Consider the following 22,215-nt stretch of genomic DNA (forward strand, 5'->3'; position numbering starts at 1 on the left):
CTCTCGTTTACCATGCGCTGCGAGCCGACTGGTGGAAAGCTGCGGGTCCGCTTGGCGTCGTTCTATCGTTGGTAAGTCTATTGCTTGCACGGAGGCGGCGCAATGCTCGCTGACAAGGACCGCATCTTCACCAACGTCTACGGTTACCAGCCGTGGAACCTTGCCGAAGCGCAGGCGCGCGGGGCGTGGGATGGCACCAAGGACCTGATCGCGCGCGGACGCGATGCCATCATCGAGGAGATGAAGGCATCGGGCCTGCGCGGCCGTGGCGGTGCGGGCTTCCCCACCGGCATGAAGTGGTCGTTCATGCCCAAGCAGCCGCCGCTGGACCACAACGGCAATCCCAAGCCCAGCTTCCTCGTCATCAATGCCGACGAGAGCGAACCCGGTTCGTGCAAGGACCGCGAGATCATCCGCCACGATCCGCACCTGCTGCTCGAAGGCGCGCTGGTGGCGGGCTTCGCGATGGGCGCGCGCGCGGCCTATATCTACATTCGCGGCGAATATATCCGCGAGGCGGAAACGCTGTTCGCCGCGCGTGACGAAGCCTATGCGGCGGGCCTGCTCGGCAAGAATGCCAGCGGTTCGGGGTACGATTTCGACGTCTTCGTCCATCGCGGCGCGGGCGCCTACATCTGCGGTGAAGAGACCGCAATGATCGAAAGCCTCGAAGGCAAGAAAGGCCAGCCCCGGCTCAAGCCGCCGTTCCCGGCCGGCGCCGGCCTCTATGGCTGCCCGACCACGGTCAACAACGTCGAATCGATCGCCGTCGCGCCCACCATCCTGCGGCGCGGCGCGACCTGGTTCTCGTCGTTCGGGCGCGACAACAACAAGGGTACCAAGCTCTTTCAGATCAGCGGGCACGTGAACAAGCCCTGTGTGGTCGAGGAGGAGATGTCGATCCCGTTCAGCGAGCTGATCGAGAAGCACTGCGGCGGCATTCGCGGCGGGCGCGACAACCTGCTGGCGGTGATCCCCGGCGGTTCCTCGGTCCCGCTGGTCCCGGCGGACCAGATCTGGGACGCCCCGATGGATTTCGATGGCCTCAAGGCGGTCGGGTCCGGGCTCGGCACCGCCGCTGTCATCGTCATGGACAAGTCGACCGACATCGTCCGCGCCATTTCGCGCCTCTCGTATTTCTACAAGCACGAAAGCTGCGGCCAGTGCACGCCGTGCCGCGAAGGCACCGGGTGGATGTGGCGGGTGATGGAGCGCCTGCGCACCGGCGATGCCGACGTGGCCGAGATCGACATGCTGTTCAACGTGACCAAGCAGGTCGAAGGCCACACCATCTGCGCGCTGGGCGATGCGGCCGCCTGGCCGATCCAGGGCCTGATCCGCCACTTCCGTCCGGAAATCGAACGCCGGATCGCAGAGAACGTCCGCGAGGCTGCCGAGTAATGCCTAAGGTCAAAGTCGACGGCGTCGAGATCGACGTCCCCAATGGCGCCACGGTGCTCCAGGCCTGCGAGCTTGCCGGCAAGGAAATCCCGCGCTTCTGCTATCACGAGCGGCTGAGCATCGCCGGCAATTGCCGGATGTGCCTCGTCGAGGTGAAGCCCGGGCCGCCCAAGCCGCAGGCTTCGTGCGCACTGCCCGCGTCGGAAGGCCAGGAAATCCGCACCGACAGCGAGATGGTGAAGAAGGCGCGTGAGGGGGTGATGGAGTTTCTCCTTATCAACCACCCGCTCGATTGCCCGATCTGCGACCAGGGCGGCGAGTGCGACCTGCAGGACCAGTCGGTCGCCTACGGTCGTGGCGGCTCGCGCTATCATGAGCACAAGCGTGCGGTGACCGAGAAGTACATGGGCCCGCTCATCAAGACGGTGATGACCCGCTGCATCCACTGCACCCGTTGCGTGCGTTTCTCGGAAGAGATCGCCGGCGTGGACGAGATCGGCGCGCTCTATCGCGGCGAGAACATGCAGATCAGCACCTATCTCGAACATGCTGCCAAGCACGAGATGAGCGCCAACGTGATCGACCTGTGCCCGGTCGGCGCGCTGACCAGCCGGCCTTACGCCTATGAAGCGCGGCCGTGGGAACTGAAGAAGACGCTCGGCATCGACGTTTCGGACGCGGTGGGTGCCAATATCCGCATCGACAGCCGGGGCCGCGAAGTGCTGCGCGTGCTGCCGCGCGTGAACGACGAGGTGAACGAGGAATGGATCTCGGACAAGGCGCGCTATCAGGTCGATGGCCTGACCAAGCGCCGGCTCGACAAGCCTTACCTGCGCCGTGACGGCAAGCTGGTGCAGGCCACCTGGGCCGAAGCGTTCGCTGCCGTCGCCTCGCTGAACCCCGGCAATTCCATCGCTGCGGTTGCCGGCGACATGGTCGATTGCGAAACGATGTTCGCGGCCAAGGCGCTGCTCGGCGCGCTGGGCTCCAGCCTGCTGGAAGGCCGCCAGACCGGCATGGACTACGATACGTCCAGCCTTGCGGCAGTGAACTTCAACACCACGCTTAGCGGCATCGAGAATGCCGATGCGGTGCTGATCATCGGCTCCAACGTGCGCTGGGAAGCGCCGCTGGTGAACGTGCGCCTGCGCAAGGCGGTGAAGAAGGGGGCCAAGGTCTTCCTGATCGGGCCGGAGTGGGACACCACCTTCGGCGGCGAGTTCCTGGGCGACGATCTGTCCGTGATCGGCAACCTGCCCGATGCGGTGTGGGAAACCATCCGCGATGCCAAGCGCCCGGCGATCATCGTCGGCGGCGCGGGGCTGGGCCGGGGTGGTCTTGAAGCGGCGCTGGCGCTGGGCGAAAGGATCGGTTTGGTCCGCGAACTCGAAGACGGCAGCAAGTGGAACGGCTTCAACGTCCTGCACATGGCGGCCAGCCGCATGGGCGGGCTGATGCTGGGCTATGCGCAGAAGGGCGGAATCGCCGATCTGGTGGCCGCCGCACCCAGGGTCGTGCTCTCGCTCGGCGCGGACGAGGTGGATTACACGCGGTTCGCCAATTCGATGGTCGTCTACATCGGCCACCACGGCGACAAGGGCGCGCATGCGGCGGACGTGATCCTGCCTGCCGCCGCCTATACCGAGAAGGCCGGCACTTACGTCAACACCGAAGGCCGCGTGCAGTTTGCCGACAAGGCGGTGTTCGCGCCCGGCGATGCGCGCGAGGACTGGACGATCCTGCGCGCGCTGGCCGATGCCTTCGGCGTTTCGGTCGGTTTCGACTGCTTCGACGAGTTGCGCGCGGCGATGATTTCGGCGGTGCCGGCTCTTGGCATCGAAGGCCTTGCGGACTACGGGGCAGACCTGCCTGCCGGTGGCGGTTCCGCTGCCGGCCTCATCGCCTCGCCGATCAAGGACTTCTACATGACCAACCCCATCGCCCGCGCCAGCGCGACGATGCAGCGTTGCTCGGCCGAGCTGCTGCACGGGGAACTCTTCGCGGAGGCGGCCGAGTAATGGGACTGGTCTATCAGCAAATAAGGATCGCCAACGCTGCACGGCCCGACCTCGAAGAGGTCGATGCCAAGGCGCTTGTCGATTCGGGTGCCATTGATTTGTGCATCCCGAAACTCGTGGCTTTGCAGCTCAAGCTTCAAACCATGGAGCAGCGCATGGTCACTTACGCGGACGGACGCTCCGAACTGGTCGACTATGTCGGTCCGGTTCTGGTGGAAGTTTTCGGCCGCAAGGCTTTCACCGGCGCGATGGTGATGGGCAACCAGGTTTTGCTCGGGGCCATTCCGATGGAATCGATGGACGTGCTCATCGATCCGCGCGGCCAGCAACTGATCCCCAATCCCGATCATCCCAACGTGCCGGGCGCGCTGGCGATGGGTTTCAGGACTAGCCGCCCATGACCGAACTGTTCCAATCGCTTGGCCTGAACCATGACTGGGCCTGGGGCCTGTCGACCGTCGCCGGCATCCTGCTGATCGCGCTGCCGCTGATGCTGGCGGTGGCCATGATTATCTATGTCGATCGCAAGATCTGGGCGGCGATGGCGCTGCGCAAGGGCCCTAACGTGGTCGGCCCGTTCGGGCTGCTGCAGTCTTTCGCCGATGGCCTGAAGGTGTTCCTCCAGGAAACCATCGTCCCTTCGGCCGCGAACAAGGGCATCTTCCTGATTGCGCCGGTGGTCACCTTCACGGTGGCGTTGATGGCCTGGGCGGTGATCCCGTTCTCGGACGTGGCGATCCTGTCGAACATCAACGTCGGCCTGCTCTACATCCTCGCGATTTCCTCGCTCGGGGTTTACGGCACGGTGATGGCGGGCTGGGCTTCGAACTCGAAGTACCCGTTCTTCTCGGCCATGCGCGCCTCGGCGCAGATGATCTCTTATGAAGTCTCGATCGGCTTCATCCTGATCTGCGTGGTGCTGTGGGCGGGGTCGTTCAACCTGAATGATATTGTCATGGCGCAGAAGGGCCATGGCCTGGGCATGGTCAATGCTTTCGGGTTCAACCTGCTGCTGTTCCCGATGTGGGTGATGTTCCTCATATCCGGCATGGCCGAAACCCAGCGCGCGCCGTTCGACCTGACCGAGGCGGAGAGCGAACTCGTCGCCGGGTACCAGACCGAATACTCGTCGATGGCCTTCGCCGCTTACTGGCTGGGCGAATACGCCAACGTGCTGCTGATGTGCGCGCTCAATGCCGTGCTGTTCTGGGGTGGCTGGCTGCCGCCGCTCGATATCGACGTGCTCTACCTGCCCTATGGCCTCAATATCCTGTGGCTGCTGGCCAAGATCTTCTTCTTCTTCTTCGTATTCTCGTGGGTGAAGGCGACGGTGCCGCGGTATCGGTATGACCAGTTGATGCGCCTGGGCTGGAAGGTGTTCCTCCCCGTTTCGCTGCTGTTCGTGGTTCTCGTCAGCGGCTACCTCATGGCTACCGGACATTTCGCATGAAGCGTCATCGTCCCTTCCTCGCGCTGGCAGTCATGATGGCTGGCCTGATGCCTGCTTGGGTGGTGGCCGCGCCCAAGGAGTTCGATGGACAGGGCTTTGACTGCTACTTCCAAACCGGCTTGCAGAAGCTGGATCGCGTCTCGGTGTGGTATGGGGGGCTCAAGTACGCCAACGACAAGACCCCGCAGTTTGCCGATCCGGCACGCCTCATCGTGCGGCAAGGTGTCGTGAATGGAGCGAAGATGACGTTCTACGTGTCGGACAAATGGCCAGACACGTTCGATTTTCAGTATTTCGAGACGTCGAGCACGTCGCCGCTCTCCGCGTTAACTATTCGTGGCACGGACAAGCAGGACGAAGGGCTGCAGGCTGAAATAGTTTACCTGCCCCCCAACGTGCAGCCCGGTGTCTCGATCAAACCCAGTCGCCGGATCAACGGCATGTGCACCTACACCGCGGTCGTAAAGCTGGCCGCCTTCCGGACGCAGACACAACCATGACCGCCGCCCAACTCATCAAGTCGTTCACCCTCTGGGAGTTCGTGAAGGCGCACTGGCTGACCTTGAAGTATTTCTTCAAGCCCAAGGCGACCATCAACTACCCGTTCGAGAAGAACCCGCTTTCGCCCCGCTTCCGTGGCGAGCACGCGCTGCGCCGGTATCCCAACGGCGAGGAACGCTGCATCGCCTGCAAGCTGTGCGAGGCGGTCTGTCCGGCGCAGGCGATCACGATCGAGGCCAGCCCGCGTGCTGACGGTTCGCGGCGCACCACGCGCTACGATATCGACATGACGAAGTGCATCTACTGCGGCTTCTGCCAGGAAGCCTGCCCGGTCGATGCCATCGTCGAAGGGCCGAACTTCGAATACGCGACCGAAACGCGCGAGGAACTGCTCTATGACAAGGCCAAGCTCTTGGCGAACGGGGACAAGTGGGAGCGGGCGATTGCCGCGAACCTTGAAGCCGATGCGCCGTATCGCTAGGGCGCGGCCAACAGTGGGGCACCCAATGATTCACTCCTCCTTCGTCATTCCCGCGCAAGCGGGAACCCTTCTCCGCACATCGGAGACGGGCATCGGCGTCGCGAGATGGGCCCCCGCTTTCGCAGGGGTGACGGTGACGGCATGATTCACGTTCTCGCCTTCTACCTGTTCGCGGTGATGACCATCGCCTCAGGGGCTATCACGATCCTTTCGCGCAATCCGGTCCATTCGGTGCTGTGGCTGATCCTGGCGTTTTTCAACGCCGCCGGGCTGATGGTGCTGGCCGGGGCCGAATTCATCGCGATGCTGCTGGTCATCGTCTATGTCGGCGCGGTTGCGGTGCTGTTCCTGTTCGTGGTGATGATGCTCGACATCGACTTCGCGGAGTTGCGCGCCGGTTTCGTGCGCTACATGCCGTTCGGCGCGCTCGTCGCCGTGGTGCTGCTGTGCGAGATGGTGCTGGGCATCGGCGCCTATCGCGCCGGCAACCTCAAGCTGGGCACGCCCGACGGCACGGCGGCCACCCCGGTCGGCGCTTCCAACATCGAGGCGATCGGCGCGCTGCTTTACAGCCGCTACCTGTTCCTGTTCGAGGCGGCCGGCCTGATCCTGCTGGTCGCGATGATCGGCGCCATCGTGCTGACCCATCGCCAGCGTTCGGACACGCGCGGCCAGAACATCTCGAAGCAGGTGGCGCGCCGCCCGGATGAGGCGACGGTCAACGTGAAGCCGGAAGTGGGCCAGGGTGTGACGCTGTGATCTGCTGCGGAACGCTCAACCACCCTACACTCGCCATCCCCGCGAAGGCGGGGACCCATCACCTAGGGCTTCGTTTGCCTCTGGGGCATCAGATAGGCCCCCGCCTTCGCGGGGGTGACGAAGATTTTGGAATGAGAATGCGCATGGCGGGAGGCGATGCATGATCGGCGTCGAACATTACGTGGTCGTGAGCTCGATCCTTTTCGTGCTCGGCGTCCTCGGCATTTTCCTGAACCGCAAGAACGTCATCGTCATCCTGATGGCGATCGAACTGATCCTGCTCGCGGTGAACCTCAACCTCGTCGCCTTCAGCGCCTTCCTGGGCGATCTGACCGGGCAGATCTTTGCGATGTTCGTGCTGACCGTCGCGGCGGGTGAGGCGGCCGTGGGCCTTGCCATTCTCGTGATCTACTTCCGTGGCCGCGGCACCATTGCCGTCGACGACGTCAACCGGATGAAGGGATAAGACCCGGTGCACCCGATCCTCTTCATCGTCTTCCTGCCGCTGCTCGCCGCGATCATCGCCGGGCTGGGCAACAAGCAACTGGGCAAGGTCCCGGCCAAGGTGCTGACCACCGGCGCGCTGTTCATTTCGTGCGCGCTGTCCTGGCCGATCTTCCTCGGGTTCGTCGCGGGCGCGGGCGAAGTCACTGTCGTTCCGGTGCTCAAGTGGGTGCAGTCGGGCTCGCTGAGCTTCGACTGGGCACTGCGCGTCGATACGCTGACCGCCGTCATGCTGGTGGTCATCACCTCGGTCTCGGCGTTGGTCCATCTCTATTCGTGGGGCTACATGGATGAGGAGCCGGATCAGCCGCGCTTCTTCGCCTATCTGTCGCTGTTCACATTCGCCATGCTGATGCTGGTGACCGCCGATAACCTGGTGCAGATGTTCTTTGGCTGGGAAGGCGTGGGCCTCGCCTCGTACCTCCTGATCGGCTTCTGGTTCCGCAAGCCTTCGGCCGGTGCCGCCGCGATCAAGGCGTTTGTGGTGAACCGCGTGGGTGACCTTGGTTTCATGCTGGGCATCTTCGGCATCTATCTGGTGTTCAACACCGTCTCGATCCCCGAAATCCTCGCCGCCGCGCCGGGCATGAAGGGCACCACCATCGGTTTCCTCGGCCATCGCTGGGATACGCTGACGGTGCTGTGCATCTGCCTGTTCATCGGCGCGATGGGCAAATCGGCGCAGCTTGGCCTGCACACCTGGCTGCCTGACGCCATGGAAGGCCCGACCCCGGTTTCGGCGCTGATCCACGCCGCCACCATGGTGACCGCTGGCGTGTTCATGGTCTGCCGCCTTTCGCCGCTGTTCGAAACCAGCGAGACGGCGATGCACGTTGTCGCCTTCGTCGGCGCGATCACCTGCTTCTTCGCCGCCACGGTCGGCTGCACGCAGTGGGACATCAAGCGCGTCATCGCCTATTCGACCTGTTCGCAGCTCGGCTACATGTTCTTCGCGGCCGGCGTCGGCGCTTATGGCGCGGCGATGTTCCACCTGTTCACGCACGCCTTCTTCAAGGCGCTGCTGTTCCTGGGAGCCGGTTCGGTCATCCACGCGATGCACCATGAACAGGACATGCGGTTCTACGGCGGCCTCAGGAAGCACATCCCGATCACCTTCTGGGCGATGACGGCGGGGACGCTTGCGATCACCGGTGTTGGCGTGGCCGGCTTTATCGGCTTTGCCGGGTTCCATTCGAAGGATGCCGTGCTCGAAGCTGCGTTCGGTTCGGGCAGCTCGGTCGGCCAGTTCGCGTTCTGGATGGGCATCCTCGCCGCGCTGATGACCAGCTTCTATTCCTGGCGGCTGGCGTTCCTGACCTTCTTCGGCAAGCCTCGCTGGGCCAGCTCGGAGCATATCCAGCACGCCGTCCATGACGCGCACGGGCACGGCGATCATGGTCATGACGATCACGCCCACGGCCATGACGATCATCACTGCCACGCCGATCATGGTGACGGAACGGCAGGCTATCATCCGCATGAAAGCCCGCTGGTCATGCTGATCCCGCTGATCGTTCTGTCGATCGGCGCGGTGGCTGCCGGCTTCACGTTCCAGCACGCGTTCATCTCTGAAGGGGCGGGCGAATTCTGGAAGGGGGCGCTGGTGTTCCACGAACACCTGATCCACGCGATGCACGGCGTGCCGACCTGGGTGAAGTGGGCGCCGTTCACGGTGATGTCGCTCGGCCTGCTGACGGCGTGGTATGGCTATGTGAAGAACCTCAGCTTCCCCGCCATGGTCGTGGAGCAGATCGGCCCGGTCTACACCTTCGTCTATCGCAAGTGGATGTTCGACGAACTCTATCACTATGCCTTCGTCGTGCCGGCGTTCTGGCTGGGCAAGGTGTTCTGGAAGGTGGTCGATATCGGCATCGTCGACCGGTTCGGTCCGGACGGGGCCGCCTGGACGGTGTCCAAGGGTTCGGTCTATGCGCAAAAGGTCCAGTCGGGCTACCTCTACAGCTATGCTCTTGTCATGCTGCTGGGCCTTGTCGGTGCCATCAGTTGGGTGATCGCGGGATAAGATGATGACTGGTTTTCCGATCCTCAGCCTGATGCTGCTGGTGCCGCTTGCCGGCGCGCTGGCCTGCCTGTTTCTTGACGCGAAGGGCGCGCGCACGGTTGCGCTGGCGGCAACGCTGATCAATCTCGCGCTGGGCGCGGTGCTGTGGCTCAACTTCGAAGTCGGCGGGCCGCAGTGGCAGTTTCAGGAAAAGGTGGAACTGTTCCACGGCTTTTCCTGGGCGCTCGGCATTGACGGTATCGCCCTGCTGCTGATCGAGCTGTCGGTGTTCCTGATGCCGATCTGCATAGGCGCAAGCTGGAACTCGATCGAGAAGCGCGTCGGCGAATACATGGCCGCGTTCCTGCTGGTCGAAGTGTTCATGCTGGGCGTGTTCACCGCGCAGGACCTGCTGCTGTTCTATATGTTCTTCGAAGCCGGCCTGATCCCGATGTACCTCATCATCGGCATCTGGGGTGGTGCGGACCGCATCTACGCCAGCTACAAGTTCTTCCTCTATACGCTGCTCGGTTCGGTGCTGATGCTGGTCGCCATGCTGTGGATGATCCACGAAGCGGGCACGACTGACATCCCGACGCTGATGGCCTACGATTTCGATCCGCGCGTGCAGACGTGGCTGTGGCTTGCGTTCTTCGCCAGTTTTGCGGTGAAAATGCCGATGTGGCCGGTCCATACCTGGCTGCCCGCCGCGCACGTTCAGGCCCCCACCGCAGGCTCCGTGATCCTCGCCGGCGTGCTGCTGAAGATGGGCGGCTATGGCTTCATCCGCTTCTCGCTGCCGATGTTCCCCGAAGCCAGCGCGCAGTTCGCGCCGCTGATCTGGGGCCTGTCGATGGCGGCGGTGGTCATCACCAGCCTGATCGCGCTGGTGCAGGACGATATGAAGAAGCTGATCGCCTATTCGTCGGTCGCCCACATGGCGATCGTGACGATCGGCCTCTTCGCCTTCAACCCGCAGGGCCTCGAAGGCTCGATGCTGGTGATGCTGAGCCATGGCCTGGTATCGGGCGCGCTGTTCCTGTCGGTCGGCATCATTTACGATCGCCTGCACACCCGCGAGATAAGCCGCTACGGCGGCCTGTCGATCAACATGCCGCGCTATGCCCTGTTCTTCATGCTGTTCACCATGGCATCGGTGGGCCTGCCGGGCACTTCGGGCTTCGTCGGCGAATTCCTGAGCCTCGCGGGCATCTATCAGGTGTCCACCTGGACCACAGCCGTGTGCGGCACCGGGATCATCCTTGGCGCAGCCTACATGCTCTATCTCTATCGCCGGGTCGCTTTCGGTGAACAGAAGAACGCCGATGCCGCCGCCATGCCCGATCTCGACCTGCGCGAGATCCTGATGGTGGTGCCGCTGGCGCTGGCGGTGCTGTGGATGGGCATTTATCCCGAAAGCTTCATGGCGCCGATGCGCGCCGATATCGCCGCGCTCGACGCCCGCCTGGCCCAGGCCAAGCCCAGGGGCGATGCCAGCATCGCGGTCGCCAAGGACAAGCCTGCGCCGGCCGAAGCCGCGCATGAGGGGGCACACTGATGGACTGGGTACAGTCGCTGCGCCTGATCGCGCCGGAAGAAACGCTGAGCATCGTCGGGCTGGTCCTGCTGCTGGTCGCCGCCTGGGGTGGCGACAAGGCCGCGCGGCTGATCTCGATCCTCGCGGTGGCCGCGCTGGTCGCCGCTACGTTCATGGTCGCGCCGGCGCTGTGCGGCGGGGCGATGGGGCCCGATACTTCGGCCTTCTTCGGCCAGTTCCGCGCCGATGCCTTCGCATCATACGGCAAGATCCTGATCTATCTGTCGGCAGCGGCTTCGCTGGTGATCGCGCCGGCGTTCTTCGAACGCTACAACGCGATGCGTGCCGAGTACCCGATCCTGGTGCTCTTCGCGGCGCTGGGCATGGGGATCATGGTTTCGGCCGGTGATCTGCTGACGCTCTACATCGGGCTGGAGATGAACTCGCTGGCCGCTTACGTGCTGGCCGCGTTCCTGCGCGTGGATGGCCGTTCGGCGGAAGCGGGGCTGAAGTATTTCGTGCTCGGCGCGCTGGCTTCGGGCATCCTGCTGTTCGGGATGAGCCTGATCTACGGGTTCACCGGGTCCACCTCGTTCTCCGGCATCAACGCGGCGATCAGCGGTGGCGTGAGCCATGGCGTGGTGTTCGGCGTGGTGTTCATGCTGGCAGGGCTGGCGTTCAAGATCAGCGCGGTGCCGTTCCACATGTGGACGCCGGACGTCTATGAAGGCGCGCCCACCCCGGTCACGACCTTCTTCGCCACCGCGCCCAAGGTCGCCGCGCTGGGGCTGACCATGCGGGTCATGCTCGATGCCTTCGGCGATCAGGCGCAGGTCTGGCAGCAGATCGTGGTGTTCGTGTCGCTGGCCTCGATCGTGGTCGGCGCGCTGGGCGCGATCGGTCAGCGCAACATCAAGCGGCTGATGGCCTATTCGTCGATCAACAACGTCGGCTTCATGCTGGTCGGCCTGGCCGTGGCGACCCCGCAGGGCGCTTCGGCGATGCTGTTCTACCTGGCGACTTACGTGGCCATGTCGATGGGCGGCTTCGTCGCGATCCTGATGCTCAAGGACGCAGATGGCGAAGCGGTGGAAGACATTGCCAGCCTTGCCGGTCTGTCGCGCACGCGGCCGATGCTGGCGCTGGCGCTGGCCGTGATCATGTTCAGCCTTGCCGGCATCCCCCCGCTGTTCGGGTTCTGGGGCAAGCTGCTGGTGTTCAAGGCGGCGGTCGATGGCGGCATGATCGCGCTCGCCGCGCTGGGCTTCGCGGCTTCGGTGATCGGCGCGTTCTACTATCTCAAGGTCGTCAAGATCGTCTATTTCGACGAACCCGCCGACGTTGTTACGGGCGAAAGCGATGTTTGGCACAAGGCGATCCTTGCGGTGTGCTGTGTGTTCATCTCGCCGCTGGGTTTCCTGCTGACCGGGTGGCTCGGCCGCCTTGCCGATACGGCCGCGCAGGCGCTGACCGCTGCCATCTGATGCCCGCTTTTCGGGCGTCTCACCTGTCGTGATTACCGTCGTTCCCCGCACCGGTTCGACCAACGCCGATGTGCTGGCGGCGCTGGATGCGGGCGAATACTGGCCGGAAGCGCAGTGGCTGGTCGCCGATCGTCAGGATGCCGGTCGCGGCCGGCTCGGGCGGGAATGGTCGGATGGGGCGGGCAACTTCATGGGCTCGACCGTGGTCCGCCCCGGCCCGCACGAACCGCCGCCGCACACGCTGGCGCTGCTGGCTGGCCTAGCCCTGTTCGAAGCGCTTTCCATGCCGCTGCGGGCGCAGGCACTGCGGCCGATGCTGAAATGGCCGAATGACGTGATGCTGGACGGTGCCAAGCTGGCCGGTATCCTGCTTGAAGCGAGTGGCCCCGCCATCGTCATCGGCATCGGCGTCAACCTTGCCAGCGCGCCTGATCTTCCCGAACGGCGCGCGGTGTCGCTGGCCGATGTCGGCATTGGGATGGACCGGGATGCCTTCGCAGCCCTGTTGCGCGATCGGTTTGACGTTGAATTGCAGCGCTGGCGCATGGCCGGCCTTGCCCCCATGCTGCGCCGCTGGCACAGTGCCGCGCATCCGGCGGGGACAGGCCTGAAGGTCTCGCCGCCGGGCGAGGAAGCGCTTGAAGGCACATTCGCGGGCCTGACGCCGGAGGGCAACCTGCGGCTGACACTGGCCGACGGATCGCTCCGCACGATCCATGCCGGCGACGTTGTCCTCACCTGATTCCGTTTGTTTTTTCGTAAAGGCGGTGCCGTCCCATGCTGCTAGCCATCGATGCCGGCAATACCAATGTCGTTTTCGCCCTGCTGGACGGGCGCGAGATCCGGGGCCGCTGGCGCATTGCCACTGACCCGCGCCGGACGGGCGACGAATATGCCGTGTGGCTGATGCAGCTCATCCAGATCCAAGGCTATGCCAAGGGCGATGTCACCGGGATCATCATCTCCACCGTCGTGCCGCGCGCGCTGCACAACCTCGAAATCCTGGCGCGTCACTATTTCTCGATCGAGCCGCTGATCGCCGGGCACGGCAAGGCGGACTATGCGATCGACATCGATGTGGACGAACCGCGCTCGCTCGGCGCGGATCGCGCCGTCAACGCCATCGCCGCGCATGCCGCTTATGAAGGCGATCTGATCGTGGTCGATTTCGGCACTGCCACCACGTTCGATGTGATCGACTTCAACGGTGCCTACAAGGGCGGGATCATCGCGCCGGGGATAAACCTCTCGCTCGATGCGCTGGTGGGGAACACGGCCAAACTCCCGCGCATCGCCATCGAGGTGCCGCGCTCGACCAGCGTGATCGGCCGGAACACCGAGGATCAGATGCTGATCGGGGTGTTCTGGGGCTATGTGGCGATGATGGAGGGCCTGATCGCCCGCATGCGCGCCGAAATCGGCCGGCCGGCACGGGTGATCGCCACCGGCGGGCTGGCGGTGCTGTTCAACGAGGCGACACAGATATTCGATGCGGTGGACGCCGACCTGACGCTTCAGGGCCTGGCGATCCTTGCCGAAAGGGCTGGCAACAAGTGATTCCCGGTAATGAACTGATATTCTGTGCGCTCGGCGGGTCGGGCGAGATCGGCATGAACGTCAACCTCTACGGCTGCGAAGGCAAGTGGCTGATGGTTGACCTGGGGATGACCTTTAGCGGCAACGAATACCCCGGCGTCGAACTGGTCTTCGCCGATCTCGATTTCATCGAGCGCGAACGGGACAACCTGCTCGGCGTGGTGCTGACTCACGCGCACGAAGACCATATCGGCGCGGTTCCTTATTTCGCGCAAGAACTGGGCGTCCCCCTCTACGCCACGCCGTTCACGGCGCGGCTCGTCGCCGCCAAGCTGCAGGAAGCGGGTTTGCTCGACGAGGTGGAACTGATCGTGATCGATCACCTCGACCGGTTCGAGCTGGGGCCGTTCGGTATCCGCTATGTGCCGCTGGCCCATTCGATCGCCGAGGGTAACGCGCTGCTGATCGACACGCCGCAGGGCCGGATATTCCACACCGGCGACTGGAAGCTGGACGACGAACCGCAAGTGGGAACCCCGGCGACTTCGGAAGAACTGACCGCGATCGGTGACGAAGGGGTGATGGCGCTGGTCTGCGATTCGACCAACGTGTTCAACTCCAAGGCTTCGGGTTCCGAGGGCGAGGTCTTTCGCGCGCTGCTGGAGGAAGTGAAGCGGCACAAGGGCAAGCGGGTGCTGGTGACCACATTCGCCAGCAATGTCGCCCGGCTGCAGACGCTGGGCGCGGTGGCCAAGGCGACCGGGCGCGAGCTGTGCTTTGCCGGCCGCTCGCTCGATCGCATCATCGAGACCGCCCGCTCCTCCGGCTATCTCGGCGAGCTGCCCGAGGTGATCGACCAGCAGGCGGCGATGGACCTGCCGCGCGGTGAAGTGCTGATCGTTGCCACCGGCGGGCAGGGTGAGCCGCGCGCCGCGCTGGCCCGGATTTGCGAGGGCAGCCATACCATCCAGCTCGAAAAGGGCGATGTCGTGCTGTTCTCCAGCCGCCAGATTCCCGGCAACGAGATCGCCATCGGCCGCATCCAGAACAAGCTTGCCCTAGATGGAATCACCATTGTCACCGATCGGCAGAGCCTGATCCACGTATCGGGCCATCCCGGCCGACCCGAGCTGGAGGCGCTTTATGGCTGGTTGCGCCCGCAGATCCTGATGCCGGTGCATGGCGAAGTGCGGCATATGCGCGAACAGGCGGCGCTCGGCCGGGCCTGCGGCATTCCGCATACGGTATTCCAGACCAACGGCGATCTGGTCCGTCTTGCGCCGGGCAAGCCGGGCAAGTTCGGGGCCGTGCGGGCAGGGAGGCTCGTCCTCGATGGCGATATCATCGCCCCCGCCGATGGCGAGGCGATGGTCATGCGTCGCCGCATTGCTTTCAACGGCGTCGTTTCGGTCGCCGCCGACGGCAAGGGGCAGGTGCGCGTTTCGGCGTTGGGCCTCCCGCTGGACGAGGATTATGCCGCATTCGTCGAAGAGGCCGAACGCGATGTCGCGCTGGCGCTGGGCAAGACCCGCAAGGGCGATGCCGAAGCCCGCCGCGAAGCCGTTCGCCTTGCCGCCCGCCGCGCCGCCACCCGCTGGAGCGGCAAGCGCCCGCAGGTGCAGGTCCTGCTGCTCGAGAGCTGAAGGCGACCGGCATGCAGTGGACTTCGATCATCGCGATCTACAGCCTGTTCTGGGTGCTCAGCGCGTTTCTGGTGATGCCCTTCGGCCTGCGCACCCCCGATGAGGTGGAAGGGCACAAGGTCGAAAAAGGCCACGCCGACAGCGCCCCTGTGAACTTCCGCCCCAAACTGATCGCCAAGCGCGCGACCGTCGTCGCAGCGGTGCTGTGCGGGCTGTTCTACCTGAACTACGTCAACGACTGGATCAGCGTGGACGATGCCAATCTGCTCGGCAAACTGACCGGAGAGCCGCCGGTCAAGGATTTGGGATACTGACCTGACCGGGCTTCCCGCCCCAGCCTAGCCCCGCAGGCGTTCGATCCCCTGGGCCAACGCCACGTAGAGCTTGCCCATGTCCGACGACAGCAAGGTCACGCCCAGCGCATTGCCGTCGCGGGTGGACAGGACCTGGCGCAGGATCGCCTCGAAATCGTGGATGTAACGGTTGACCTGTTCGCGGAAAGCATCATCGCGTTCGTAGACCTGCTGGATAGACCGGGCCTCGCCCGCTTCGAGCAGGGACACCGCGCGCCGGGTGAAGATACCGCGATCGCCGCGCAGGTACGCAGCCCAGGCGGTGTCGGCGATATCGGTCGATAGGGCGGTCGAGATGTCGATCGCGCTGGAGTTGAGCGATTCGGTGATCAGCGCGGCGCGGCGGGCGAAGTCGTTGTCGACCTGATCCTCGGCCTGCCGGCGGGCATCGGCCACCCGCTGTTCGAGGTTTTCGAGAAGCTTATCGACCTGCGTCAGCTCTTCGCGCAGTTGCCCGGTCGCCTCGCGGCTGACCCCGCTGGCATGGGCGACCGCCTGTTCGAGCTGACCGGAAATCTCGGCCACGCGGGCGCGCATTGCCTTGTCCACCGCCTTGACGCTTTCATCGCCCAGGGTTCCGGCGAACGTGGTGATCCGGGCCGCGCCTTCATCCTCGAAAGTGGCGGCGGCATCGGCCTGCGCCTGTGCCAGTTCGCGCAAGGCCGTGGCGAGGTCATCGCGGGTCTGCGCGGAGACGCGCGCGGCGGCGGCCTCGATATCCTCGATCGTGCAGCGCAGCGCGTCCATCGCCGCCACCTGGTCGGCGCCGCGCCCGTCTACCTGCTCGTGCGCGACGGCAAGGTCGGTGGCGAGGGCGGACAGCCGCGCGTTGCAGGCTTCGATCGCCTCGCCCAGCGTGACGCTGTTCTCACCGGACTGGTGCAGGGTTGCCAGCATCGCCTGAATGCGGGCTTCGGTGCGTGCGAGGCGATCCTCGGAAAAGGCGAGCGCTTCGGGCAGCTTTTCGTGCGCGTGCTTGCTGCCGGCCTGGATCATTTCCAGCAGGCGCAGGCTCGAATCGGTCAGCCGCATCACGTCGCCATCGGTGGAAGCCAGCGTGGCGCGGGCTGCATTGAGGCGATCGCCCAGCGTGCCGAGGTGGGTGGTCATCTCGTCTTCCAGCCCGCGCACATTGGCGACGATCTGGCGCACCGATGCCTCGGCCTCGCGCAGCCGGCCGTTAAGCGCTTCGGCCTGGAACGCGGCCTGATCCGCGTGCTGGCGGTGCGATGCCTGATGATCGGCCATGCGCGCTTCGATACCGGCCAGGGTCTGCGCAAAGCTGTTGGCGGCTTCGGTCTCGAGTTCGGCCATGCGCTGGCGGCGCGCTTCGGCATCGGCCGCGATCCGGCCCGCGCGACTGGCGATATCGCCGTCGATCCGCCCGGTGTCCGCCTCGATCGCCGCCAGCCGTTCGGACAGGCTGGCGAGGGCGGCGGTCTGCGCCGCGCCCATTGCCCGCGCCGCGCGGTCATGCGCCGTTTCCAGCTCGGCCAGATCGGCCTGCCACTGCGCCAGCGTCCGCGCCTGCTCTGCCGTCAGCGCGCGCGAGACGACGTCGCTTTCATCGCGCAGGGCCCCGAGGCGGGCGCGCAGCGAGGTCAGGCTTTCAGCTTCGTGGCGGTCCAACTGGCCGCGCGTCGCCTCGATCTCGGTGGTGAGCGCGGCGATCCGGCTGCGCATGGCGGCCAGTGCATCGACTTCGCTGAGGTCGAGCGCGGTGCGGAAGGCATCGCTTTGTTCATTGAGCGCGGCGAAACGCTGGTTTGTCAGCACTTCGAGCTGATCGCAGCGCACCGCGAATTCGCCCAGCGATTCTTCCACTGCCTGGCGCAGGGTCGCCACTTGGCGCTCGCTGGCGGTGCCGAAATCGTTCAGCCGGTTGAAGCCGTTGATCATGTCTTCAAGCTGGGCATGCGCGGCGCGACCGGCGTTGCCGATGTTGTTCGTCACGTCCTTGGCCGAGCTGGCGATGACCGGCAACTGGCCGCGCAGCTTCTCCATGTTGTCCAGCGCCGCCTTGCTGACATTGCCGATCGTATCCACGCGGGCACCATTGTCGGCGATCAGGGTGCGCAGCGTCTCGGCGTTCTGCGACAGCCGATCGGCGGCGATCCGGCCCAGCGCTTCAAGGTCGCGGGCCTGCGCGGCGACGAATTCACGCGCCAGGCTCAGCTCGCGGTTGACCGAACCCAGCCGTACCTCCAGTTCGTGCGATTGCAGCGAGAGCTGGCGGGCGACATCGCCGAAACGCCGCCCTTCGCGGGCGCTGTGCCGCATGACCAGCAGCCAGACGATGCCGATCAGCAGCACCGGTCCGCTCCATGCCGAAATCAGCCCGGCGATAGCGTCAGCAGCGGCACCGCTGCGCAGGCGCGGGGCCTGTGCGATGGCGAAGAACACGGTCCAGCCGAGCGTGGCGGCTCCGGCCAGCAGCGCCGGAAGCCGGGGCGATGGCCCGCGCACGGGCGCTTCATCGTCTGCCGCGCTATCGGCGTCCCAGGCCGTATCCAGGGTGGCATCGCCCGCATATCCGGTGTCCGGCATCATATCGTGTATAGGCTCGGACTGACCGAAACCGCCGTTCGCGCCCGCTGGCGAGCCCTCGTTCGCGCCGAACGCGACGATCCTGTTTTCCCCTGTCATCGCCTATGAATACCACGCTGCGGGCTGCGATAAACCCCGGATTAACATCTGTCCGTCTATGCCATGTGGATATGGCCTATGAAGCAGGAGCCCTCGAAGCGACGATCGCGGCCGCCGCCGGCGGAGATGCGGAGTTGTTCGCGCAATTGCGCGAGTCCTACGTCCAGAGCGTGGAGCGGCAGGTCGATCTGCTGGAACGCGCCCGCTGCGACGGCAACTGGAACGTCGCGGCGATGCGGCTCAAGGGGCTGGCGGCCAGCTTTCATTCGCGCGAACTGCTGCAACTGGCCGAACAGGCGCTCGATACCGCGCCGGGCGATCCGGCGGTGGTCCGCCGGCTCAAGCTTTACATCCGCGATCTCGCGCTCGACTGAGCGCGCCGCCGCGCTTGGCACTTGCCGCCCGTCGGAGTAGACAGGGCCCCCGCCAACCTGGGAGCCGACCCTGCGCATAGCCCTGCTTGCCATGACCGATCACATCGGCACCGAACGCGCACCCGCGCGCGCGTTCCTCCGGGTTGCAGGGGCCAGCGTGGCGAAGCACCAGCTTGGCCTGGTGCTGGCGCTCGATTGCCAGCGGGTGATCTGTTTTGCACGCGGAAGCAGCCCCGAGATGATCGAGCTGCAGCACGCCGCCGAAGCTGCCGGGCTGCAATTCTATCTGGCCGTATCGACCAGCCAGTTGGCCGGGCTCATCACTGCCGCCGATGAACTCATCGTGGTCACCGAGGGGCTGCTGGCCGACCCTGCCGCTGCGGCGGGGTTGCTGGAGGGCAGGGGACCGGTCGTGCTGGTCCAGCCGGCGGAAACCGCCATTCCCCAAGGGTTTGAACGGATCGACATCAATCGCGGTGCCGGCGGGGTGATGCGCCTGCCGGGCCAGCTTGCCGAACATCTCCATGCCTTGCCGCCCGATGTCGATGTGGTCTCGGCATTGACCCGGATCGCGCTGCAGTCCGGCATCGGCACCCGCGAAATTCCGGCGGCCGTGCGGGTGGGGCCGAACTGGCGGATGATCGGCAGCGAGGCCGAGGCGCAAGGGGTCGAGCAGGACTGGCTGCGCGCGTCGTTCGGTAGCGAAGGGCGCAGCGTTGGTGGCAAGGTGCTGGCGCGGATGGCCGTTCTGGCGCTCGGGCCGTCGCTGTTGCATGCCGGCAATGCCAGCGTGGTGGCCAGTCTGGCGGTGCTGGCGCTGGTGTTGCTGGTTGCGGCAAGCACCTGGTTCGGCGTGTTCTGGCTGGCGTTCGCGCTGCTGGCCATGGCCACGATCGTGGTGGAGGCCGGACGGTTGCTGCGCGCGGCCGAACGCCGGGCTACCGGGATTCAGCCTCCGGCGATCCCGCGCGCCGATGCGCTGACGCTGCTGTGCGATGGCGCGCTGGTCGGGGTCATGCTGGCAGCATCGCCGCAGTGGCAGGGGTTGAGCTGGCTGGGCTGGCTGTTCGCGCCGTTAATGCTGATGCTGATGCTGCTATTGGTCCCGCGGGTCGTGGGTACCGCTGCGGAGCGATGGGCGGGGGACCGGACGATCCTGTGCCTGCTGCTCACGGCTGCTGCTGCCGCCGGGATGGTGAACCATGCGGTGCAGATTATGGCTCTGGGCCTTGCGGCTGCGGCCCTGTTGCTTCCGGCGAGGGCGCGTTAGGGCTCCAGCCACGCCGGGTCCCGCTCGTCCCTCAGGCGTAAAGCGCGGTGCCTTCATAGACCAGCCGCACCAGTTCCGCCTGGCCGCGCACGTCGAGCTTGGCGTAGAGGCGTTTGGAATAGTTGCGCGTCGTCTCCAGCGTCAGGCCCAGCGCCGCCCCGGCTTCGGGCAGCGACAGACCGTCGGCGAGACCGAGCGCCAGCTCCGCTTCGCGCAGCGGCAGAGCGTGGACGGTGGCGAAGCGGGCTGCACCTGAACTGCCGCCGCGCCGAGGCAGCCGGCACACGGCCAGAATGCGCCGATCGTCCGGCCCGGACGCCGCTTCGCCGGGCGCGGGCGAGAGCAGGGCCTCGATCCTTGGATCGTCGTTCAGGGTAATCGCCTGTGCCGGGTGTGTGGGGTTGTCGCATTGCGCCGCCGTGATCGCGGCCAACCGGCGCTGCACCGCAGGGGCGAGGCCGATCAGGCGTTCGCCGATGCGCGGTGCGGCAGCATGCAGATCGGTCCAGCAGGCGCGCGTGGCATGATCGATGGCGGCGATGCGGGCATCGCGATCGAACAGCACCCAGCCGGTGCCGCTGCGCGCCATCCCCGCTGCGGCGAGCCGCGCTTCGCGGGCGATCCGGTCAAGCGTTTCGCGCTGGTCGATCGCGGCGTTGAGATAAGGGACGAGGCTGGACACCAGCGCGCTGTCTTCGGCCCTGCAGCGCGTGGTCCGCGTTAGCACCAGCCAGCCGGCCCAGTCCTCTTCACCGGTCAGCCGCACCACCCGCTCGTCCACTGTCGCCAGCGGCCGCAGCGCCCGCGCCCTTTCGGCGCGGGCGAGGAGATCATGCTCGATCAGCTCGCTGATCGCATAGACGCGGCCGGGGCGTAGCTGTTCGTAGAAGGTCCGGTTGCGCAGGTGATACGGGGATTCGCCGGCCGCTATGGCCCGGCCATCGATATCGTCGCCGGCAAAGGCGATGACAGGATCACGCCCCGTCTCGCTATCGCGTCGCAACACAAGCGCAACATGCTGAGCGTGAGTTCGACGGTGTAACCGCTTCAGGAACAACGGAAACATATGCTCCTGCAGCCCGCCGGACAGCAGCGGCAGCAGGAGATCGGTCTCTTCGGTTCCGGTTAGTGCCATTACCCTCCCATATGGGAGGTTTCGTAAAAAGTCATGCTTGTATTCACACGAGCACAATACGATTTTTGGATGCGACAGCGCCGATGGCGGCAGTACGTCGCTCCATCCGCCGGGAAGGACAGTGCCATGAAAACGCTCACACACCTCGAACGGCTCGAAGCGGAAAGCATCCACATCATCCGCGAGGTCGTGGCCGAGGCGGAAAAGCCGGTGATGCTCTATTCGGTCGGCAAGGACAGCGCGGTGATGCTGCATCTCGCGCGCAAGGCGTTCTACCCCTCGCCGCCGCCGTTCCCGCTGCTGCACGTCGATACCACCTGGAAGTTCCAGGAAATGTACAAGCTGCGCGACCAGATGGCCGAGCTTTCGGGCATGGAGCTGCTGGTCTATCAGAACCCCGAAGCGCAGGCGAAAGGGATCAACCCGTTCGATCACGGCGCGCTCCACACCGACATGTGGAAGACCGAGGGGCTGAAGCAGGCGCTCGACAAGTACGGGTTCGACGCCGCCTTCGGCGGGGCCCGCCGCGACGAGGAGAAGAGCCGCGCCAAGGAGCGCATCTTCTCGTTCCGCACCTCCAGCCATGGCTGGGACCCCAAGAACCAGCGCCCGGAGCTGTGGAACCTCTACAATGCCCGCAAGGCGCGCGGCGAATCGATCCGGGTCTTTCCGATCTCGAACTGGACCGAGCTGGATATCTGGCAGTACATCCACCTCAACGACATTCCGATCGTCCCGCTCTACTTTGCCGACAAGCGCCCGACGGTGGAGCGCGACGGCATGCTGCTGATGGTCGATGACGATCGCTTCCCGCTGCAGCCCGGCGAAGAACCGGTGATGCGCTCGATCCGCTTCCGCACGCTCGGCTGCTACCCGCTGACCGGCGCCGTGGAGAGCGAGGCGAAGACGCTGCCCGAAGTGATCCAGGAAACGCTGCTGACCACCACTTCGGAACGGCAGGGCCGGGCGATCGACAAGGACGCCGGCGGGGCCGGGATGGAAGTGAAGAAGCAGCAGGGATATTTCTGAGGGGCTTCTCGGCCGCTCTGATCGATCAAACTTTACCCTCGTCATTCCCGCGAAAGCGGGAACCTAGCTTCGAACATCGCCGGTGACCCACC

20 protein-coding genes are annotated in these 22,215 nt (G+C 65.1%); 18 read left to right on the top strand and 2 right to left on the bottom strand.

Annotation, left to right across the window (positions count from 1 at the left end; translation table 11 throughout):
* Positions 1 to 102: 102 nt before the first annotated feature.
* The 15 genes from nuoF to IE122_RS04540 all read left to right on the top strand — a co-directional run bounded on the left by nuoF (position 103) and on the right by IE122_RS04540 (position 15,630).
* Complete coding sequence (gene nuoF, locus IE122_RS04470) at positions 103 to 1,401, top strand: NADH-quinone oxidoreductase subunit NuoF (protein WP_189619909.1); 1,299 nt, start codon at positions 103 to 105, stop codon at positions 1,399 to 1,401.
* Positions 1,401 to 3,419 carry an NADH-quinone oxidoreductase subunit NuoG gene (gene nuoG, locus IE122_RS04475; protein ID WP_189619910.1) on the top strand — a complete coding sequence of 673 codons (2,019 nt, stop codon included), beginning with the start codon at positions 1,401 to 1,403 and terminating at the stop codon, positions 3,417 to 3,419. Before nuoF ends, nuoG begins: the two co-directional genes overlap by 1 nt.
* Positions 3,419 to 3,820, top strand: coding sequence for a clan AA aspartic protease (locus IE122_RS04480; protein ID WP_189619911.1), 402 nt, complete (start codon positions 3,419 to 3,421; stop codon positions 3,818 to 3,820). The genes nuoG and IE122_RS04480 overlap by 1 nt, the downstream gene beginning before the upstream one ends.
* Positions 3,817 to 4,869, top strand: coding sequence for an NADH-quinone oxidoreductase subunit NuoH (gene nuoH / locus IE122_RS04485; RefSeq protein WP_189619912.1), 1,053 nt, complete (start codon positions 3,817 to 3,819; stop codon positions 4,867 to 4,869). Before IE122_RS04480 ends, nuoH begins: the two co-directional genes overlap by 4 nt.
* Complete coding sequence (locus tag IE122_RS04490) at positions 4,866 to 5,369, top strand: hypothetical protein (RefSeq protein ID WP_189619913.1); 504 nt, start codon at positions 4,866 to 4,868, stop codon at positions 5,367 to 5,369. The genes nuoH and IE122_RS04490 overlap by 4 nt, the downstream gene beginning before the upstream one ends.
* Positions 5,366 to 5,851 carry an NADH-quinone oxidoreductase subunit NuoI gene (gene nuoI, locus IE122_RS04495; protein ID WP_189619914.1) on the top strand — a complete coding sequence of 162 codons (486 nt, stop codon included), beginning with the start codon at positions 5,366 to 5,368 and terminating at the stop codon, positions 5,849 to 5,851. Before IE122_RS04490 ends, nuoI begins: the two co-directional genes overlap by 4 nt.
* 141 nt (positions 5,852 to 5,992) lie before the next feature.
* A complete protein-coding gene (locus tag IE122_RS04500; RefSeq protein WP_189619915.1) occupies positions 5,993 to 6,610 on the top strand; it encodes an NADH-quinone oxidoreductase subunit J in 618 nt (205 codons plus the stop codon).
* A 160-nt stretch (positions 6,611 to 6,770) separates the two neighbouring features.
* Positions 6,771 to 7,076, top strand: coding sequence for an NADH-quinone oxidoreductase subunit NuoK (gene nuoK, locus IE122_RS04505; protein ID WP_189619916.1), 306 nt, complete (start codon positions 6,771 to 6,773; stop codon positions 7,074 to 7,076).
* Positions 7,077 to 7,082: 6 nt separating this feature from the next.
* Positions 7,083 to 9,137 carry an NADH-quinone oxidoreductase subunit L gene (nuoL, locus tag IE122_RS04510; RefSeq protein WP_189619917.1) on the top strand — a complete coding sequence of 685 codons (2,055 nt, stop codon included), beginning with the start codon at positions 7,083 to 7,085 and terminating at the stop codon, positions 9,135 to 9,137.
* A gap of 4 nt (positions 9,138 to 9,141) precedes the next feature.
* Positions 9,142 to 10,674 (top strand): NADH-quinone oxidoreductase subunit M, encoded by a 1,533-nt coding sequence (locus tag IE122_RS04515; RefSeq protein ID WP_189620227.1) that lies wholly within the window; start codon positions 9,142 to 9,144, stop codon positions 10,672 to 10,674.
* The gene (gene nuoN, locus IE122_RS04520; RefSeq protein ID WP_189619918.1) at positions 10,674 to 12,137 is read left to right on the top strand and encodes an NADH-quinone oxidoreductase subunit NuoN; all 1,464 of its coding nucleotides are present in this window, start codon (positions 10,674 to 10,676) and stop codon (positions 12,135 to 12,137) included. The genes IE122_RS04515 and nuoN overlap by 1 nt, the downstream gene beginning before the upstream one ends.
* A 28-nt stretch (positions 12,138 to 12,165) precedes the next feature.
* On the top strand, positions 12,166 to 12,879 hold the full coding sequence (locus tag IE122_RS04525; RefSeq protein WP_189619919.1) for a biotin--[acetyl-CoA-carboxylase] ligase: 714 nt from the start codon (positions 12,166 to 12,168) through the stop codon (positions 12,877 to 12,879).
* 35 nt (positions 12,880 to 12,914) lie between these two features.
* A complete protein-coding gene (locus tag IE122_RS04530; RefSeq protein WP_189619920.1) occupies positions 12,915 to 13,694 on the top strand; it encodes a type III pantothenate kinase in 780 nt (259 codons plus the stop codon).
* A complete protein-coding gene (locus IE122_RS04535; protein ID WP_189619921.1) occupies positions 13,691 to 15,316 on the top strand; it encodes a ribonuclease J in 1,626 nt (541 codons plus the stop codon). The genes IE122_RS04530 and IE122_RS04535 overlap by 4 nt, the downstream gene beginning before the upstream one ends.
* 11 nt (positions 15,317 to 15,327) lie before the next feature.
* Positions 15,328 to 15,630, top strand: a complete 303-nt coding sequence (locus tag IE122_RS04540) for a DUF1467 family protein (RefSeq protein WP_189619922.1) — start codon at positions 15,328 to 15,330, stop codon at positions 15,628 to 15,630.
* Positions 15,631 to 15,654: 24 nt separating this feature from the next.
* Here IE122_RS04540 and IE122_RS04545 read toward each other — a convergent pair whose 3' ends face one another.
* Positions 15,655 to 18,315: a coiled-coil domain-containing protein gene (locus tag IE122_RS04545; protein WP_189619923.1), complete on the bottom strand. Its 2,661-nt coding sequence runs from the start codon at positions 18,313 to 18,315 to the stop codon at positions 15,655 to 15,657.
* Positions 18,316 to 18,386: 71 nt separating this feature from the next.
* On the opposite strand from IE122_RS04545, the gene IE122_RS04550 reads away from it, so the two are divergent.
* Together IE122_RS04550 and IE122_RS04555 are read left to right on the top strand one after the other, a co-directional pair.
* A complete protein-coding gene (locus IE122_RS04550; protein ID WP_189619924.1) occupies positions 18,387 to 18,689 on the top strand; it encodes an Hpt domain-containing protein in 303 nt (100 codons plus the stop codon).
* A gap of 91 nt (positions 18,690 to 18,780) precedes the next feature.
* Positions 18,781 to 19,959, top strand: a complete 1,179-nt coding sequence (locus IE122_RS04555; RefSeq protein WP_189619925.1) for a hypothetical protein — start codon at positions 18,781 to 18,783, stop codon at positions 19,957 to 19,959.
* A gap of 31 nt (positions 19,960 to 19,990) precedes the next feature.
* Here the strand turns inward: IE122_RS04555 and IE122_RS04560 are convergent, their stop codons facing one another.
* Complete coding sequence (locus tag IE122_RS04560) at positions 19,991 to 21,094, bottom strand: helix-turn-helix transcriptional regulator (protein WP_189619926.1); 1,104 nt, start codon at positions 21,092 to 21,094, stop codon at positions 19,991 to 19,993.
* Positions 21,095 to 21,163: 69 nt separating this feature from the next.
* Between IE122_RS04560 and cysD the strand changes: the two genes are divergently transcribed.
* Complete coding sequence (cysD, locus tag IE122_RS04565; RefSeq protein WP_189619927.1) at positions 21,164 to 22,123, top strand: sulfate adenylyltransferase subunit CysD; 960 nt, start codon at positions 21,164 to 21,166, stop codon at positions 22,121 to 22,123.
* Positions 22,124 to 22,215: the final 92 nt, after the last annotated feature.

Source organism: Novosphingobium colocasiae (assembly GCF_014652555.1).
GTDB lineage: Bacteria > Pseudomonadota > Alphaproteobacteria > Sphingomonadales > Sphingomonadaceae > Novosphingobium > Novosphingobium colocasiae.

Coding starts and splice junctions, on each gene's coding strand:
- nuoF (WP_189619909.1), top strand. CDS start 103: ATGCTCGCTGACAAGGACCGCATCTTCACCAACGTCTACGGTTACCAG.
- nuoG (WP_189619910.1), top strand. CDS start 1,401: ATGCCTAAGGTCAAAGTCGACGGCGTCGAGATCGACGTCCCCAATGGC.
- IE122_RS04480 (WP_189619911.1), top strand. CDS start 3,419: ATGGGACTGGTCTATCAGCAAATAAGGATCGCCAACGCTGCACGGCCC.
- nuoH (WP_189619912.1), top strand. CDS start 3,817: ATGACCGAACTGTTCCAATCGCTTGGCCTGAACCATGACTGGGCCTGG.
- IE122_RS04490 (WP_189619913.1), top strand. CDS start 4,866: ATGAAGCGTCATCGTCCCTTCCTCGCGCTGGCAGTCATGATGGCTGGC.
- nuoI (WP_189619914.1), top strand. CDS start 5,366: ATGACCGCCGCCCAACTCATCAAGTCGTTCACCCTCTGGGAGTTCGTG.
- IE122_RS04500 (WP_189619915.1), top strand. CDS start 5,993: ATGATTCACGTTCTCGCCTTCTACCTGTTCGCGGTGATGACCATCGCC.
- nuoK (WP_189619916.1), top strand. CDS start 6,771: ATGATCGGCGTCGAACATTACGTGGTCGTGAGCTCGATCCTTTTCGTG.
- IE122_RS04515 (WP_189620227.1), top strand. CDS start 9,142: ATGACTGGTTTTCCGATCCTCAGCCTGATGCTGCTGGTGCCGCTTGCC.
- nuoN (WP_189619918.1), top strand. CDS start 10,674: ATGGACTGGGTACAGTCGCTGCGCCTGATCGCGCCGGAAGAAACGCTG.
- IE122_RS04530 (WP_189619920.1), top strand. CDS start 12,915: ATGCTGCTAGCCATCGATGCCGGCAATACCAATGTCGTTTTCGCCCTG.
- IE122_RS04540 (WP_189619922.1), top strand. CDS start 15,328: ATGCAGTGGACTTCGATCATCGCGATCTACAGCCTGTTCTGGGTGCTC.
- IE122_RS04545 (WP_189619923.1), bottom strand. CDS start 18,315: ATGACAGGGGAAAACAGGATCGTCGCGTTCGGCGCGAACGAGGGCTCG.
- IE122_RS04550 (WP_189619924.1), top strand. CDS start 18,387: ATGGCCTATGAAGCAGGAGCCCTCGAAGCGACGATCGCGGCCGCCGCC.
- IE122_RS04555 (WP_189619925.1), top strand. CDS start 18,781: ATGACCGATCACATCGGCACCGAACGCGCACCCGCGCGCGCGTTCCTC.
- IE122_RS04560 (WP_189619926.1), bottom strand. CDS start 21,094: ATGGCACTAACCGGAACCGAAGAGACCGATCTCCTGCTGCCGCTGCTG.
- cysD (WP_189619927.1), top strand. CDS start 21,164: ATGCGACAGCGCCGATGGCGGCAGTACGTCGCTCCATCCGCCGGGAAG.